The organism is Rhizobium sp. SEMIA 4085, assembly GCF_013004495.1.
In the GTDB taxonomy this organism is placed as follows: domain Bacteria; phylum Pseudomonadota; class Alphaproteobacteria; order Rhizobiales; family Rhizobiaceae; genus Rhizobium; species Rhizobium gallicum.
In genome coordinates this window covers 1-15,302 of the sequence record NZ_JABEPH010000118.1, presented here as the reverse complement: position 1 = coordinate 15,302, position 15,302 = coordinate 1, and the positions used below count along the sequence as shown (strand labels likewise).

Annotated in this window: 17 protein-coding genes and 1 pseudogene; 15 read left to right on the top strand and 3 right to left on the bottom strand. The window is 59.1% G+C overall.

The window, feature by feature from the left end:
* Nucleotides 1–251, bottom strand: a pseudogene (locus C9413_RS14045) (pilus assembly protein CpaA); the annotation flags it as partial.
* Between the two features lie 264 nt (nt 252–515).
* Here C9413_RS14045 and C9413_RS14040 point away from each other — a divergent pair.
* The 14 genes from C9413_RS14040 (at nt 516) to C9413_RS13975 (ending at nt 13,472) form a co-directional block, all read left to right on the top strand.
* Nucleotides 516–737: a hypothetical protein gene (locus C9413_RS14040; protein ID WP_039843828.1), complete on the top strand. Its 222-nt coding sequence runs from the start codon at nt 516–518 to the stop codon at nt 735–737.
* A 122-nt stretch (nt 738–859) separates the two neighbouring features.
* Nucleotides 860–1,771, top strand: coding sequence for a Flp pilus assembly protein CpaB (gene cpaB, locus C9413_RS14035; RefSeq protein ID WP_039843827.1), 912 nt, complete (start codon nt 860–862; stop codon nt 1,769–1,771).
* Between the two features lie 59 nt (nt 1,772–1,830).
* Nucleotides 1,831–3,318, top strand: a complete 1,488-nt coding sequence (locus tag C9413_RS14030) for a type II and III secretion system protein family protein (protein ID WP_039846603.1) — start codon at nt 1,831–1,833, stop codon at nt 3,316–3,318.
* Nucleotides 3,302–3,607 carry a hypothetical protein gene (locus C9413_RS14025; RefSeq protein ID WP_039846602.1) on the top strand — a complete coding sequence of 102 codons (306 nt, stop codon included), beginning with the start codon at nt 3,302–3,304 and terminating at the stop codon, nt 3,605–3,607. The genes C9413_RS14030 and C9413_RS14025 overlap by 17 nt, the downstream gene beginning before the upstream one ends.
* A gap of 92 nt (nt 3,608–3,699) precedes the next feature.
* Nucleotides 3,700–5,307, top strand: a complete 1,608-nt coding sequence (locus tag C9413_RS14020; protein ID WP_039843826.1) for a Tad domain-containing protein — start codon at nt 3,700–3,702, stop codon at nt 5,305–5,307.
* On the top strand, nt 5,307–5,786 hold the full coding sequence (locus C9413_RS14015) for a TadE/TadG family type IV pilus assembly protein (protein ID WP_039846601.1): 480 nt from the start codon (nt 5,307–5,309) through the stop codon (nt 5,784–5,786). The genes C9413_RS14020 and C9413_RS14015 overlap by 1 nt, the downstream gene beginning before the upstream one ends.
* Nucleotides 5,780–6,403 (top strand): TadE/TadG family type IV pilus assembly protein, encoded by a 624-nt coding sequence (locus tag C9413_RS14010; RefSeq protein ID WP_039843825.1) that lies wholly within the window; start codon nt 5,780–5,782, stop codon nt 6,401–6,403. The genes C9413_RS14015 and C9413_RS14010 overlap by 7 nt, the downstream gene beginning before the upstream one ends.
* A gap of 28 nt (nt 6,404–6,431) precedes the next feature.
* Nucleotides 6,432–7,574: a pilus assembly protein gene (locus C9413_RS14005; protein ID WP_170250564.1), complete on the top strand. Its 1,143-nt coding sequence runs from the start codon at nt 6,432–6,434 to the stop codon at nt 7,572–7,574.
* Nucleotides 7,571–8,137 carry a L,D-transpeptidase gene (locus C9413_RS14000; RefSeq protein ID WP_039843823.1) on the top strand — a complete coding sequence of 189 codons (567 nt, stop codon included), beginning with the start codon at nt 7,571–7,573 and terminating at the stop codon, nt 8,135–8,137. The genes C9413_RS14005 and C9413_RS14000 overlap by 4 nt, the downstream gene beginning before the upstream one ends.
* Nucleotides 8,138–8,152: 15 nt before the next feature.
* Nucleotides 8,153–9,607, top strand: a complete 1,455-nt coding sequence (locus C9413_RS13995) for a CpaF family protein (RefSeq protein ID WP_039843822.1) — start codon at nt 8,153–8,155, stop codon at nt 9,605–9,607.
* The gene (locus tag C9413_RS13990; protein ID WP_039843821.1) at nt 9,604–10,557 is read left to right on the top strand and encodes a type II secretion system F family protein; all 954 of its coding nucleotides are present in this window, start codon (nt 9,604–9,606) and stop codon (nt 10,555–10,557) included. The genes C9413_RS13995 and C9413_RS13990 overlap by 4 nt, the downstream gene beginning before the upstream one ends.
* Nucleotides 10,558–10,564: 7 nt before the next feature.
* Nucleotides 10,565–11,509 (top strand): type II secretion system F family protein, encoded by a 945-nt coding sequence (locus C9413_RS13985; RefSeq protein ID WP_039843820.1) that lies wholly within the window; start codon nt 10,565–10,567, stop codon nt 11,507–11,509.
* Nucleotides 11,510–11,525: 16 nt separating this feature from the next.
* On the top strand, nt 11,526–12,830 hold the full coding sequence (locus C9413_RS13980) for an ATPase AAA (RefSeq protein WP_039843819.1): 1,305 nt from the start codon (nt 11,526–11,528) through the stop codon (nt 12,828–12,830).
* Between the two features lie 63 nt (nt 12,831–12,893).
* On the top strand, nt 12,894–13,472 hold the full coding sequence (locus C9413_RS13975; protein ID WP_039843818.1) for a hypothetical protein: 579 nt from the start codon (nt 12,894–12,896) through the stop codon (nt 13,470–13,472).
* A gap of 128 nt (nt 13,473–13,600) precedes the next feature.
* Here C9413_RS13975 and C9413_RS13970 read toward each other — a convergent pair whose 3' ends face one another.
* On the bottom strand, nt 13,601–14,122 hold the full coding sequence (locus C9413_RS13970; protein ID WP_039843817.1) for a tetratricopeptide repeat protein: 522 nt from the start codon (nt 14,120–14,122) through the stop codon (nt 13,601–13,603).
* A 288-nt stretch (nt 14,123–14,410) separates the two neighbouring features.
* On the opposite strand from C9413_RS13970, the gene C9413_RS13965 reads away from it, so the two are divergent.
* On the top strand, nt 14,411–14,932 hold the full coding sequence (locus tag C9413_RS13965) for a hypothetical protein (protein ID WP_039843816.1): 522 nt from the start codon (nt 14,411–14,413) through the stop codon (nt 14,930–14,932).
* Between the two features lie 201 nt (nt 14,933–15,133).
* Here C9413_RS13965 and C9413_RS13960 read toward each other — a convergent pair.
* The coding region (locus C9413_RS13960) for an SEC-C metal-binding domain-containing protein (protein WP_170250563.1) at nt 15,134–15,302 on the bottom strand (169 nt) is incomplete at its 5' end.

Sequence of the window (15,302 nt, the reverse complement as noted above, 5' to 3'; positions counted from 1 at the left end):
GCCCAGAGCACGACACCGAGCGCGAACATCAGCAGGCCGGCACCGACATCGCCGCCGATCCCAGTAGAGGCAAACAGCGTCGCGCCGACATCCTCGGAGCCAAGCATCACGGCCGCGGCGCGCAGCGCATACAGGGTCACGAGCGCGAGGACGAGTGTGTTTGGGATCTTCCATGTTCGGAAATCGGTCCACCCGGCGTAAAGAAAAAGCAATACTGAAAGCCACGTAGTAAAGCTGACTATTTGTGTCATGCCACCTAACCCTATTGGCGAAGATAATCTACATAAGTCTAGCTCTAGAGCCGATGCGGGCCGCGATGGGACGGTTTTAATGACGAGTTTTGTCGAGTCGCATCTTAACCATAAACTATACGCGTCGATTCGTATTCGTTATCTCTAATTGACTAAATTAGAATTAACAGATTATTAATATATCTAGTCGGAGGGGTGGTCTCGACGGCAAGAGGCGGTGCCGGGGGAATGACGGCGAGCCAAGTAATCTGGAGGTAATTCTCGATGAAAGCACTTGTAAATAGCGTACGCGCTTTCGCGCGGGAAGAAGACGGCGTCGCACTGACTGAATATCTTATTCTGCTTGGTTTGCTGGTCGGCGGAGTTGTTGCATCAGTTGTCCTGATCGGCGAGGAACTCAACACGGCGTGGTCATCGTGGGCGACTTGGTTCCAGGCTCAAAACCTCGAAGCACCGGCTGCGGGCGGCGGCGGCGAGGAGGGTTGATGCACCTCAGCTGCTTCCTGAGCAGCGTTTTTTGAGCTGGAGAGAGGGGTTTTGTTAACGCCTCTCTTCTAAATTAGCCATCTTAGATGGAAGTATCTCACCCAGTGTAGCGAGTAGCGGTGATGCGTTCTTCAACGATTTTCAGTCTCGTTATTGCTTTCGTGCTCGCAGGAGCAGCGGTGTTTGGAATGCGCGAGTATCTCGCCGATCAGCAGGCCCGCCTGCTGGCGATGGGCCGCACCAAGACGCAAGAAAAGTCATTGGTTGTCGCCGCCAAGCCAATGCGCTTCGGCGACCGGATCCGCCCCGAAAATCTCAAGGCCATTCCCTGGCCCTCAAACGAAACACCCACAGGCTCGTTCGCAAGCATCGATGCCGTAGTCGGCGACGATGCCCAGCCGCGCTATGCGATGGCGGCGATCGATCCGGGCGAGCCGGTGCTTTCCTCGAAAATCACCGGTGCCGGCGAGCGTGCCACGCTGTCGGCGGCGCTCGACCAGGGCATGAAGGCGGTTTCCATCCGCGTCAACGACGTGCTCGGTGTCGCGGGCTTTGTGCGGCCGTCCGACCGCGTCGACGTGCTTTTGACGCGGCTCGTGCGCGGCAAGGCCGGCAACGACCAAACCTTTGTCGACGTGCTGCTGCAGGGGGTCAAGGTGCTGGCCGTAGACCAGACCGCGGACGAGCGCAAGGACGAGCCTTCCGTGGTGAAAACCGTGACCTTCGAGGTGACGACCGACGAGGCGCAGCGCCTCACGCTCGGCGCCACAATCGGCACGCTGTCGCTGACGCTTCGCAACATCGCCTCGTCCTCTATCGAAGAGACGCGGCAGATCACCGTCGCCGACCTTGGTGGCGGCCCGATAGCGACCGAACTCGGCAAGGATCTGGCGGAGACGCCAGAGCGGGAAAAACAAGTCCAGATTGTCGAAAGCATTGTCGAACCGGTATTGCCGATTGAGCCAAAGTGGGCAACTGTGGGCGTATGGAACACGACGAAGCGCGAGGAGCACAGAGTCGGCCTGATCCAGTGAGATAGATGCGGGATGCCCGCAACAAGCGCGGCGGCCGAACGAGGGGGGTGAAGGCAGGCATGTCGAGGTGTGGCAAGAAGGGAAATGCAGGGTCAAGAAGCCTTGCGGCACTAGTTGCAGTGTTTTCGGCCTTTGTGTGCTGGGGGCCAGGCTTTGCCGGACGCGCCGACGCACAGGAAAAGTTCGTGACGCTCGGCGGATCGGTCCAGCAGGTCACGCTGCCTCCAAACGAGACGCTGACGCTCAATACCGGCCAGACGTTCGGCGATCTCGTCATCGGCAGCGCCGATATGATCGACGTGGTGCCGCTGTCAGACCGGTCGCTGTTCATCCGCGCCAAGCAGATCGGCGCAACCAATATCTCGGTCTATGACGACAGCAAGAGATTGCTCGGCGTCATCGACGTCCGTGTCGCCAGCGATTTCAGCGAGGCGGCCCTCGCAATCCGCTCCGCCGCGCCCTCGGCCCGGGTTAGGGTATTCAACTCCAACGATCGCATCCGCGTGACCGGCATCGTCCGTGATGCCGTGGAATTGCAGCGGGTGATTGAAATTGCCCAATCCTATTCCGAGCGGCCGGTGCTAAACCAGCTCAAGGTCAGCGACAGCCAGCAGGTGATGCTGGAGGTACGTGTCATCGAAGCCTCGCGCCAGACGGGCCGTGACCTCGGGATTGGTTGGTCCGGACAGGGCAACAACGGCATCGGCAAGGCAACGACCAGCCAGGGCATCGGAGTGGACGACGGCAGCCTCGTCCGCACCCTGCTCGACCCCAAGGGCGCAGCGACGGGTATGCAGCCCTTCGGCCAACTAATCGCAAAGGTGCTGGAAATCTCGGGCGGCCAAATTGACGTGGTGATCAACGCGCTCGAGCAGAAAGGTGTGGTGCGCCGACTGGCGCAGCCGAACCTGATCGCCATGAGCGGCTCGACCGCCAGCTTCCATGCAGGCGGCGAGGTACCGATCCTGACGACGACGACAAACGGCGCGACCGTCGCCACCCAGACCGATTATCGTCCCTTCGGCGTGCGGCTGACTTTCAAGCCGGTGGTTCTCGATGACGGCCTCATTAATCTGCAGATCGAGCCGGAAGTCTCCGAGCTCGATACATCGATCAACGTCAACGGCAATCCGGGCTTCATCTCGCGCGCTGCCAGCACCACGGTGGCGCTGCGCGACGGGCAGAGCTTCGCAATGGCGGGGCTTTTGCAGTCAATCAATGCCAAGGACATCCAGCAATTGCCGGGTCTCGGGCAGATACCGATTCTCGGCGCGCTGTTCCGCTCGACGAGTTTCCAGAAAAAGGAATCCGACCTCGTCATCGTCGTCACACCGCATATCGTGCGGCCGGCCTCGCCAGGCGAGGACCTCTACAGTCCGCTCGACCAGACACGTTCGTCGAACGACGCGGAGCTGTTCGCGCTCGGTATACTGGAAGTGGACAAGGACATGCTGCGGCGCTTTCGCAACGGCGAAGGTGTGAAGGGCCCCTATGGCCATCGTCTCGATCTGGACAAGGGAGGCCAACTTGCTGTCGCAAAAAGATAAGCGCGCGCTTCTCGTCCTTATCGTCGCCAGCCTCCTTTCCGGCTGCGCCGACTACATGAACCATCGCGACTCGATCACCTTCGGGCTCGGGAACGCCGTGGAAGCCAACAAGGCCATACATACGCAGGACCCGTTCCCGCCGCAAGCGCAGCGAACTCGTATCGCCAGCGACGGCAAAGTGATCCGCAGGGTGGTCACCGATTACCAGAACGGCGGGTCGGTTATCGTGCAGCCGGTTCCGGCCATGGCGGCCAATGGAACGGCCGGTGGGGCAGCCCTCGGCAGGTAACTATCGAACGGCATGAACGGCGGCAGCGCCGGAAGGAAAAGACGCACAAAACACGGACGTCACGGCGATAGCGCCGCGATGGGGGTATGCCAATGCTTAGCAGGGTTATCCGACGGTTCTGGAATGACCATCATGGCTACGTCATCGCCTTGACGCTCGTCGCCATGCCGCTGCTTCTCGGCTTTTCGCTGCTGGTCATCGATGTAGGCCGTAGCGGCAATCTGCATACCGACCTGCAGGCCGCCGTCGATGCGATGGCGCTCGCCGGAGCCCGCGAACTCGACGGCCGCGACGATGCGATCGACCGGGCGGACGCGGCAATCGAGAAAATTGCCAACAGTGCAGCTTTTTCCGGCGGCGGAAACGGCATGTCGCTCGGCTCGTACGTAACGGTGAGCTATGATCCGGGAAACGATGCCGGGAGCACCGTTATTGTTAGATATCTCAAGAGCATACCGGATCAGGATGACGACGACATCGACCTTGACACGATGGAGGCGGAGAACTCCAATGAAGCCTCCTATGCCTGGGTTATCGCCAAAGAACAGGCGATGCAGACGATCTTCCCGATACCAGTCGGCTTCACGCGTGACACAGTGAATGTCTCGGCGGATGCCGTGGCGGTCTACCGGGTGAGCGCCTGCGACGTGACGCCGATGTTTATCTGCAATCCGTTCGAGCCCGTTGGGAACACGAGCGAGACTGCAAGCGAAGATGCGGCAGAGGCTTTACACACCAATTTTGCGGCCGGCAATCTCTATGGCGTGCAAATCGAGCTTCACAGCACCTCGGCATCCAACCCCGGTCCTGGCAATTTCGGGTTTTTGCGAACTCCCTTGGGTAACGGGGCGTCCGTGCTGGCGGAGGCTCTTGCCACCGGTAATCCCGGTACCTGCTATACACGTGACAGCCTCGATACCGAGACCGGTGCAAAGGCGGGGCCGGTCGAAGACGGCGTGAATACGCGCTTCGGCTACTACTCCTCGTCGTTCAATAAAGTGAAGGGCGATTATCGTTATCGTCCAGCCCAAAACGTGCGCTCTGCACAAACGATAACCGGAAAGGGCGGCAAGGGATGCGATACATACGATCCGGTAAAAGTCGAAGACATTGTCGGCGATCCCGCCCAGGCTTTGCCGCTAGGCTACGGAGCGGCCATGAACTCCCTCTCCGGCGGCAAGATCAGCAGCGGCAACAACTGGCAGTATACGACATACTGGAACGTTGCTCAGGGAACGGCCGCTCCCTCAACAAGCACGATCTTAAGCGGCCACTCCAGTTATCCGCAGCAGGCAGCCGGTACACCATCCCAGCCCTCCGCCTACGACGTCTACCGCTACGAACTCACCAATCCGGCGCTCATCAGCCATGCCTCGGCGAACGGCGAGACGGGGACGCCTGCCACAGGCGGCCAGTGCTACAGCGGGCCTGATCTCGCGGCCTATACGGCGGCCGAATATGGCGATCGCCGCGAGATCTTCTCTGCCATCGTAAACTGCGGCTACGAGCAGTCCGTTGGCCATCTGAACGGCCATAAGGCCACCCGCGCGGTCGCCTTTGCCCGGATGTTCCTGACAAAGCCGGCGATCAAGGATGCCGGTGAGCGATATCTCTCGCTCGAAATGATCGACATAACCGGCAAGGGCGGACGCGGTACGCTCGATGAGTTCCTGCGCGAAGAAGCGGAACTCGTCCGATGATGATGGCGCTCCGCAATTTCGTCCGGCAAGGCCTTGGTCTCGGGTTCTGGTCAAGGCAGGAGGGAGCGGTACTGGCCGAAGCGCTGGTGGCGGTGCCCTTTGTGACGCTGTTCGCCGCCGGTATTCTCGAGTTCGGCAACATTTTCTGGGAGCGGATGCAGATCGACGCAGGCCTGCGCGATGCCGGGCGTTACTTGTCGCGCTGTCGGCCGGCGTCGGGGACCTACGCGCCGACATGCAATCAGACAACGGCTAAGACGATCGCCTTTTTTGGAACGCAAACTCCTGCAGCGGACGCCAAACCCCGCGTGCCGGGTTGGAAGGACCCTGCGGACATCACCATCGCGGCGCCCGATGCCGATGGGAACATCACTATTTCTACCGCTCACCTCTACCAGACTTCGCCTCTGTTCGACTGGCTCGGAATCGATGCCATCACCATCAGTTCCTTCCATGAAGAGAAGTATATCGGATGGTGACCTTTCGGACATTTGGAGCGTTCTGGCAAGATACCCGTGGCGTCAGCCTCACCGAGGGGCTGCTGACCTTTCCGATCGTTATGCTGGTGTTTTCCGCCTTCGTCGAGTTTGGCTATGCGATGGCGCAGTGGAACCAGACGGTCAAGGCACTGCAATATGGCGCCCGCCTGGCTGCAGTATCCGATCCGCTGACAACGAATTTCGATGCCGTTTTCCCGATCGAAGCCGCCGATCCACTCGACAACGGCAAGGCCGCGCCGAACGATGCGGCGATTGCCTCAACCTGCGGACCGGCTCTTGCAAACTGCACGGCGGCATTGAACCGGATCGTCCTGGGGAACGATGGACTCTGCAGCGTGCCGGGTGACCCCCACCCTGGCATTTGCGACTTCAACTGGCGGATAAAGCCCCAGAATCTGATGGTGACCTACCAGCGCTCGGGACTCGGCTACTGGGGCCGACCGGACGGGCCGGTGCTGACGATGCGGCTGGAGGTGCGCGACGTCACCTTCGATCTGCCAGTCCTCGGGGCACTGCTCGGGATCAACGACATCGTCATTCCAGCCCATCCGGTGACGATCACCACGGAAGACCTCAAGACTTGTTCGACCTGCTGACTCCTTGAATATTGCGTAGGAAAGCGAAATGACAGCTCACATCAACATTGCCGCATCCACCAAGATATTAGTCCTTTCCGACGATGCTGCGGCCGCAAGCCTCATGCTCGATGTGTTCGGTGCGCTGTCGCGTTACGATGTGCGCCATGTGGCACTGCAGGCGCTTGGCGAAAAAGGACGGTTCGATTCGACGCAGTTCGACCTGATTGTTCTCGACGTTGACGACGGCGAATTACTTCACCGTCCGGAACTGTTCGCGTTCCGCACCAGCCATCGGGACGTTCCGCTCGTTGTCGTTTCCCAAGATCTACCGGACGATATGCTGCGGCTGCTCTTTCGCCTGAACGGCAAAGATTGGTTGAAGAAGCCCCTCGAGCGCCGAGCGTTGATCGACATGATCTCGACCCACGCGCCCGGCATCGGGGCAAGCGACAGCCGGGTCCATGCCGTGGTTTCGGCCGTGGGCGGTGCGGGCGCCAGCGTGATCGCTTCGTCGCTGGCGCATGTGCTTGCCCAGCCGACCAAGAATTACGGGCCGCGGGTCAATCTGTTCGACATGGATTTTTCATCGGGGGCGCTCGGCTACTATCTTAACCTTGTCAACGACTACGACCTGAAACCGGTCATCGCCAACCCTTCCCGGGTTGATCTGGAATTCATCGATCTGGTCCGCAAGCGTCATTCGGGCGGCTTTTCGCTGCTGTCCTTCAAGCAGCCGTCCGTCCTTCTGACACCGAGGGGCTCCGAACTGGTGCTGCGGATGCTGGACGTAGCCGCCTTCGAGAGCGATCACACCGTCATCGACATTCCCTACTACGATACGCCGTGGAAGTACGATGTGCTCAGTTCCGTCAACAGTGTCTGCATCGTGACCGAAATGACGATTCCCGCGCTTTCGCAAGCCAAGGACCTGTTCGCCAATCTGGTTCGGCTGCGCGGCAATTCGGATCAAATATTCATCGTCATCAACAAATACCGCACCAAGCTTTTCGGCCTCGGGGTGCGCCGGCAGCAAACGGACAAGATATTCAGGGAGATCCCCACTCACGTGATCGCGGATGATTGGGATACCTTAAATGAGGCGGTCAACCGCGGGGTGCTGCCGGTGGAAGTGAATTCCCGAGCGCGCTTCTGCAGGGCGGTCGGAAAACTCGGAGCACTGGTGCGATGAAGACGATCGACCGTCGGCGCATAAGGGCCTGCGCCGCCATTCTTGGTCTTGCGGTTTTCGCGATAGCTGTCGCGGATGCCGCTGCAGGGGGGCTTGTGCCGCGAAGCCTCGGACCGAGGACGGGAGCCATGGTGACCATCGAGCAAAGCTACGCAGCAGGGACGATCGTCATCGTCAGCGGGAACCAGACGCTCGACCTCGTCGTCTCCGGAAATCGGGCGATCCGCTATAAAATCGGTGTCGGTCGCGACGGATTTCGCTGGAGCGGCGTCGTGAAGGTCGGGCGCAAATCAGAGTGGCCCGACTGGCGGCCACCGGCCGAGATGAAGGCGCGCTCGCCGCAACTTCCAGACCTTGTACCTCCAGGGCCGTTTAATCCCTTGGGCGCCCGCGGAATCTATCTCTACAAGGGTAACACCGACACGCTTTACCGAATTCATGGGACGAACGAGCAGTTGACGGTCGGCGGTTTCGCCTCGTCGGGCTGCTTCCGCATGAGCAACGCCGATGTCATCGATCTCTATGAGCGCGTGAAGATCGGTTCCACGGTCATTGTAAAATAGTCGGGGGTGAAAGGCATGACTAACGGAATCATCGGGCGTTTCTACAAGCAGCGGGAACCGGAAAACCGGGAGCATCCGGAGGCGATCGAACTGTCTCTAGCCGGCGCGGTTCCGCAGGTCCCGGCCCGGCAACCGCCGTCCGGCGAAGCGACGGTGCCTGTCGAAGAAGCTTCGCTCGGGCCGGACATGGTGTCGGAGCGGGTCAATCTGCATCGCTACCTTCTCGATCGTATCAACCTGGGCATTCTCGACACTCTCGACAACGAGGAGATTGCAACTGAGATCAGGCCGCTGGTCAAAGACTATATCCGGCGTAACAACTTTCCGCTCAATGCCAAGGAAATCAATGATCTGGTCCGCGATATCACCGACGAGATGCTCGGGCTGGGACCGATCGAGCCGCTACTGAGCGACGACACGATTGCCGACATTCTCATCAACGGCCACGACAGCGTCTATGTGGAGCGGGGCGGCAGGCTCGAAAGCACCGCCGTGCGTTTCAAGGACGAGGACCATCTGCTGCGGGTGATCAACAAGATCGTTTCGGCGGTCGGCCGCCGTGTCGACGAATCGACTCCGATGGTCGATGCACGCCTCAAGGATGGCTCGCGTGTTAACGTCGCCATTAGGCCGATCTCGGTCGACGGACCGCTCGTTTCTATCAGAAAATTCACCCGAAAGCCGCTGACGATGGAGCGCCTCGTGGAATATGGCGCCATGGCCAATGCGATGCGCATCCTTCTTAGCGCCGCAGTCAGGGGCAAGGTGTCCATGGTCATTTCGGGCGGCACGGGTTCTGGCAAAACCACCTTGCTCAACGCGCTCTCGTCGCAAATTTCTCCGAAGGAGCGTCTGATCACCATCGAGGACGCGGCCGAACTCCAGTTGCAGCAACCACATGTCGGCCGGCTGGAAACTCGGCCGCCGACGCTCGACGGGCGCAACGAAATTCGTCAGCGCGAACTTTTGAAAAACGCGCTGCGTATGCGTCCGGACCGTATCATCGTCGGCGAAGTACGCGGCGACGAGGCCTTCGACATGCTGCAGGCGATGAATACCGGGCACGAAGGGTCGATGACGACCATTCACGCCAACACGCCCCGCGACGCCGTCGGCCGGCTTGAACAGATGGTCGGCATGGCAGGGATGCCGATGTCGCAGCTGAGCATTCGCTCGCAGATCTCGTCCGCCATCACGATTATCGTGCAGGTTCAGCGCTTGAGCGACGGCAGCCGCAAGATCGTCTCGATTTCCGAGATCACCGGCATGGAGGGTGAAGTCGTGCAGATGCAGGAGATCATGAGATTCAAGAAGACCGGCACCGATGACGACGGGCGGATCCGCGGGGAATTCCGCGCCACGGGCATCCGGCCGCGCTTCATCGAGGAATTTGCCGAACTCGGAATCGAGATCCCTGCGATGATCTTCGAGCCTGGCAGACCGCTGCAGACGGGGCCCGTTGAACCATGAACCTGATCCTGCTTTACGCGGCCGTATTCATCGCGGCCCTCGTTGCCGTCGAAGCGATCGTGCGCGGCTATTTCAGGACGTCCGAGCGTCACCGCGCTGTAAACCATCGGCTGAGCCTGCTCAATGTCAGCGACGATCATCGTAAGACCTATCGCGACATGTTGAAGGAGCGCGGTGCCGACAGTAGCTGGCGGCAAATCCCGTTGGTGCAGCGAATGCGGCAGTTCTACGTCCAGTCCGGCATCAAGTTCGATGCCAGACGATTTGGCCTCTTCGCGATCGCCGGCGCACCTTTAATATGGCTGGTCGTTCAGTTTCTGGTGCCGAGCAATCTGGTCAGGGTACCAATCTTTCTCCTGATCTGCCTTCTCATCCCTGTGCTCGTCGTCTGGCGCACCCGGGCAAGACGCATGCGAAAATTCGCACTGAAGCTTCCCGAAGCGCTCGATGTCGCCAACCGCAGCCTGGCTGCCGGCCACCCGCTGCCTGCGGCGATTGCTCTGGTGGCGCGCGAAATGCCTGATCCGATCGGTAGCGAGTTCGGCCTCCTCTCGGACGAACTCACCTATGGTGTGACGCTCGACGACGCCCTCATCAACCTGGCCGACCGGGTGGGCGTCGAGGATCTAAACCTGCTCGCAATATCGCTGAGTGTACAGGCTGGAACCGGCGGGAATCTGGTCGAAATCCTGCAGAACCTGTCGAAGACACTGCGCGACCGGACGATGCTGAAGGCAAAGGTCAAGGCAATCTCTTCGGAAGGGCGCATCACGGCAATCTTCATGTCGATCTACCCGTTTCTGCTCTACGGGATGATCAAGGCGCTGTCGCCGACCTACTTCGATCCCCTCTGGGAAAGCGGCCACGGAACCATCGTGGTGTGCGTGCTGCTGGCCCTCATGGCAGTCGGGAATGTCATTCTCTACAAGCTGGTCAACTTCGAGTACTGAGGCCGTCATGTCGAGTGAATATGGAATTTACTTCATCGTCTTCTTTTCAGTGCTGATATTTGCAGCAGCGGCATCGGAACTGGTTTTTCGGCGGCGCGAGGTCGGGGCGCGGCTGTCGGAGGCCACAACGGCAGCAGGTGGGGAATTCCAACTTGGCGATACGACGATTGCCGATCTTGGCGAGGCGGAAAACCGCCTGATTCGTCGCTATTTCGAGATTACCAGGCGTGATACGAATCAGAACTCCACCCAGAACCGGCTGATCCGCGCGGGATTTTTCGATGCCAGCTCAGTGACCATCTTCCAGGTGATTCGCGCGCTGATCTGTATCGGCGTCTTTGTCGCGGCGGTCTGGGCGTTCAATCGCTTCGTGCCCGAGATGTCGCGGATCGCTACCCTGGTTATCGCCATGTTTGCCGCCGGCGTAACCTTTATTCTAGTCAACATCTATATCGACCGGCGCGGCGGCGCCAAGGAGCGGGAGTATCGCCGGCTCTTTCCCGACTTCATGGACATGCTGATCGTCTGCCTCGATGCGGGGATGAGCATTGAGGCGGCGGCCAACCGCGTTGCCCGGGAATTCGTCGACAAGCAGCAGGACTTCGGCCTGCATCTCTCGATCATGATGCTGGAAGTGCGCGGCGGGCGCCGCTTGCGCGATGCATTGGCCAATCTTGCGACACGATTGCGGATAGATGAGGCGCGGGCGCTTTCGGTACTGTTCCGCCAATCGGAGGAACTCGGAACGAGCGTTACGCAGACGCTGCGGGTCTACAGCAAGGAAATGCGCGATCTTCGCGTCGTACGGGCCGAGGAAAAGGCCAACGCCCTGCCGATCAAAATGCTGCTGCCGCTCGGAGCCTTCCTGTTTCCGGTGAGCCTGATCATCGTACTCGTGCCCATTGTCATCCGTGTCGTCAGTATTCTCGTCGGCTTGAAACCCGGCGGCTGAACCAAGCGAGGTCCGTATGCAGTATTCGCCCGAACAGAATCGTCAAGATGTCGTAGTACCCCTCGATCCACGGATGCCGATGGCTCCGGCAAGCCTAGAGGAGACTGGCCTGGAACCGTCGTTCCTGCTCAGGCTGGCGGCAAAATGTGCGGCCGAGCAGGATACAATCACGGCATCTCACCTGGCCGATCGCATGAAATTGCCGAAAGTGCTGGCCAATATCCTGATCAAGGAACTTGTGAAGCTCGCATTCCTGGAGGCTCGTGGCCTGGCCGGTGAGGATGTGAGATCCGATATTCGCTATACGCTTTCCACCAATGGCTTCGAATATGCCCGCGCGGCGTCGCGTCAATCCCAGTATGTCGGGCCGGCGCCGGTATCGTTGGACGCTTTTTGCCGCCAAGTGGGTTTGCAATCCATCCATGACGAGCGCGTGACCCCAGAGCGGCTGATCGAGAGCCTTGAAGGGCTGGTGCTTTCAGATTCGCTGGTCGAAAAACTCGGTCCGGCGATGAACTCGGGTCTCTCCATCCTGCTTTACGGACCGCCCGGAAACGGAAAGACGAGCATTGCTGAGCGCACGTCGCAACTGTTTCGCCAAACGATCTTTGTGCCCCATGCCATCGAGGTTGGCGGCCATGTCATCAGCTTCTTTGACGAAGCTGTGCATCAACCCGTAGCCGGGGCCGACGCAAAACCCTATCCGAAGGCCGATCAGCGATGGATCGAATGCCGTCGTCCTGTGGTCAAGACCGGCGGGGAATTAACCCTCGACCTGCTCGATCTCACCTTCAACGAAGGACCAAATGTCTACGAAGCGCCGGTGCATCTGAAGGCAACCGGTGGCGTCTTCATCATCGACGACTTCGGGCGCCAGCAGGTGGCGCCGCAAGCGCTTATCAATCGCTGGATCGTGCCGCTTGAGCGCGGATACGACTTTTTGACGCTGCACACCGGCAAGAAGTTCAAGGTGCCATTCGACGAGCTGGTCGTCTTTTCGACGAATATCGCCCCGAAGGACCTTTCCGACGAGGCTGGCCTGAGGCGCCTGAAGTACAAGATCTTCGTGAACAACCCGTCGCGCGACGAATATATCCAGATTTTCAAGTCGTATGCCGGCGGCGCGGCGATAGATCTCAGTGGTATCGATCTGAACGTTTTTTATGATCGCAAGTACCACGGCGCCATGCTGGCATCCTGCTATCATCCGAAGTATCTTCTCGACTTCGTCGGGTCTTACTGCGAATTCAATGGGATGCCTAAGGTCGCCTCTCTCGATATGCTGGAACGGGCCTGGGAAGGGGTGTTTGCTCTGGAATGAGTTGCCAGCGTTATTGAGGAATACCTGAAACAATGACCTGATGACGAGCGGGGAGAAAAGCGAATGACCAGCATCCCGAATCTCGACGCCGAAGTGGACGAGGCAAGGCAGCGCGTTGTGCGAACGACCGGAGAGCAGAGGCACCCGAGAAACGGGCCGCTCATCGCCATGGTCGTGATGCTTTTGCCGATCAACGCAGGCATTCTGATCTATACTGCCAAGAACGCAGGGGATCTGCGCGAGAGCCGCGAGACGATTGTCGCGCTCAAGAGGTCGATCGATGGACTGAAGGCACAGGTAGACAAGCAGGGGCGCATTTTTGCAGGAAATGCAAAGGCTGATGACGTGGCAGTCATCCGCCAGCAGACTGAAAGCTTGCAAAAGACGATTTCCATCATGAATGAACGGATGCGCTCCGGTTCGTTTGCTTCGCGCGCTAGCGGAGCTTTGGTACTGAGTGCGCCTGGCAAGGAACCGACCCAGTTTTTCGCGCCATCAACCGCTGCCCCGCCGGCTGGAAATCAGAGCCCGGATGGAAGTTTAACGTCCATCGATGCTCAGGGTGTTTCGGTCGACAACCTGCCTCGCTACGAGCGAACGGTCTCACCGGAAGGGAAGCTCATACTCCGGAAGGTGCAGTAAGCGGCGACCCAACCGAAATCAACGATGCAGACCCCGGCGATGCAGATCGTGGTTGTACTTGCCGGTTTGGCAACGATGCCAGTCTGTCGACGGAGTGTCGACTGGGAGCCCGGATTGGCGAAAGCCTATCACCGTTGTGCGAATTTCGTGCTGTTCTTCAACAATTCGAGGTTCCGGGCAGTCACCTCGTTTGCGGGATCGAGTTCGTAGGCTTTCAGAAAGTACCGCCTGGCATTGGGAAGGTCGCCACGCAAGAGGTGCGAGTACCCGATGTTGTTGTAGTAGACCGGCGTCTTGCCGATCATCCTTGCGAGTTCCCGGTAAGCGCGGTCGGAAGTATCGAAGCGGCCGACCATGTCCGCAGAGGCGGCAAAGCCGAGCCAGGCGGCAGGATCTTCGGGAAAGACGTTAACCGCGCGCTTGTAAATGGCGTATGATTTTCCGTAGTTCTTTTCCTGGAACTGCAGCTTGCCAGTGGTGATCAGTTCGTCGTTCTTGTAAAAGGCGACGGCCGAATCATCCTCGATGGTCTTTGCGCTATCGCCGTAGGCAGCCAGGCTATCTAGGCCGGACGACTGGCATCCGACCAGGACCGCTCCGCTCGCAAGCAGGAATGCAATGCAGCTGATCTGAGCTCTAACCTGCAACATCTGCAATTTGATCCCCCGATTTTTCAGGCATCCTAGCCAAGCATTCGGATGTGTCCACGAGAAATCTTCTTGAAAAAAAGCTAATAACTCAATAATTTAGGGAACCAGTCGCAAAATAGCGACAATTGCGCAGCCGGTTGTGAGGCAAAATGAGCCAGTTTTTGGATGCGCAGGATTCAAAAGACGCGCTTCGCGGATTGTGTTTCGTAGAGTAAAAATTAATCGAACGTCACCTATATTGTTCCTGTCGGTCATCACGTGACCGTAAGCCAAAGGACGAATTGTCATATGCGGACCGCTCTACTCACGCTGGTGCGACTGGGGCCATCCTTGGCTTATGCGACAGCGTCGGTCTTCCTCATCAGCATGCTGCTCTTGGAATATTCTCCCTCGAGCGCCTCCGCCTGGTGGCTTTATATGACGATCCTTCCAATCATGCGTGAGCCCATCTACCTGCTTTTTGCGGTACCTGGAGTGGGAATCTGGATCGCTTTCGCACTGCTGATACTTGCGTCCCTCTTCGGTATTCAACTTGCCTTGCAGCCTCAGCGATACCTGCGGTCAGGTTTCATTCATGCGCATGTCGCGCTGATCGCGACCGGCCTGACCATGGGGCGGGCGGCCGTGGCGCACGCCGGCATTTCCAGCTTCTCATTGCCGCAATTGCTGCGGGGCGACTGGTCTTTCCTGCCGCTATCTTATTCACCGCTCGGAACCTTGCTATTTGTCCTCGTGCTGTCGGCTTGTATCTGCTGCCACTTGAGGATCCTCGGGCGCACATATCGGTCGCGTGAAGGACAGGCGGATTGAGCGCAATTTGATGCCTCATGCCCGCGCCGTTTGCCCATTCAGCGTCTGCATTTCTTCGCGGTAAGGCTCTGTTTCTCGCTGTTTTGCGTGCGCCTGATGGAATTCGCGAGGGGGCGGCTTGGCAGCGTTTGTCCGCTCTTGGTGTTGCTGCTCTATGCGCAGTGACCAGTTGCGTGCTTTCGCTCGCCTTGAGCTTGCCCCTCAGGGGCCTGCCGTCGTCACCGCGCGATGGCCAAGGCGGCGGCATTCCTTGAAGGTCTTGCCTGAACCGCAGGGGCAGGGATCGCTGCTGCGGCGCTGCAGGCGGCCGATCAGGGGAAGTGTTGCGGCCGACGGCAGCAGGGCCGCCGCCAGGGCGACAAGCTTGGCC

Bases quoted from the DNA above. Each gene is read 5' to 3' on its own strand.
- C9413_RS14040 (WP_039843828.1), top strand. From the start codon at position 516: ATGAAAGCACTTGTAAATAGCGTACGCGCTTTCGCGCGGGAAGAAGAC.
- cpaB (WP_039843827.1), top strand. From the start codon at position 860: ATGCGTTCTTCAACGATTTTCAGTCTCGTTATTGCTTTCGTGCTCGCA.
- C9413_RS14030 (WP_039846603.1), top strand. From the start codon at position 1,831: ATGTCGAGGTGTGGCAAGAAGGGAAATGCAGGGTCAAGAAGCCTTGCG.
- C9413_RS14020 (WP_039843826.1), top strand. From the start codon at position 3,700: ATGCTTAGCAGGGTTATCCGACGGTTCTGGAATGACCATCATGGCTAC.
- C9413_RS14015 (WP_039846601.1), top strand. From the start codon at position 5,307: ATGATGGCGCTCCGCAATTTCGTCCGGCAAGGCCTTGGTCTCGGGTTC.
- C9413_RS14010 (WP_039843825.1), top strand. From the start codon at position 5,780: ATGGTGACCTTTCGGACATTTGGAGCGTTCTGGCAAGATACCCGTGGC.
- C9413_RS14005 (WP_170250564.1), top strand. From the start codon at position 6,432: ATGACAGCTCACATCAACATTGCCGCATCCACCAAGATATTAGTCCTT.
- C9413_RS14000 (WP_039843823.1), top strand. From the start codon at position 7,571: ATGAAGACGATCGACCGTCGGCGCATAAGGGCCTGCGCCGCCATTCTT.
- C9413_RS13995 (WP_039843822.1), top strand. From the start codon at position 8,153: ATGACTAACGGAATCATCGGGCGTTTCTACAAGCAGCGGGAACCGGAA.
- C9413_RS13990 (WP_039843821.1), top strand. From the start codon at position 9,604: ATGAACCTGATCCTGCTTTACGCGGCCGTATTCATCGCGGCCCTCGTT.
- C9413_RS13985 (WP_039843820.1), top strand. From the start codon at position 10,565: ATGTCGAGTGAATATGGAATTTACTTCATCGTCTTCTTTTCAGTGCTG.
- C9413_RS13980 (WP_039843819.1), top strand. From the start codon at position 11,526: ATGCAGTATTCGCCCGAACAGAATCGTCAAGATGTCGTAGTACCCCTC.
- C9413_RS13975 (WP_039843818.1), top strand. From the start codon at position 12,894: ATGACCAGCATCCCGAATCTCGACGCCGAAGTGGACGAGGCAAGGCAG.
- C9413_RS13970 (WP_039843817.1), bottom strand. From the start codon at position 14,122: ATGTTGCAGGTTAGAGCTCAGATCAGCTGCATTGCATTCCTGCTTGCG.
- C9413_RS13965 (WP_039843816.1), top strand. From the start codon at position 14,411: ATGCGGACCGCTCTACTCACGCTGGTGCGACTGGGGCCATCCTTGGCT.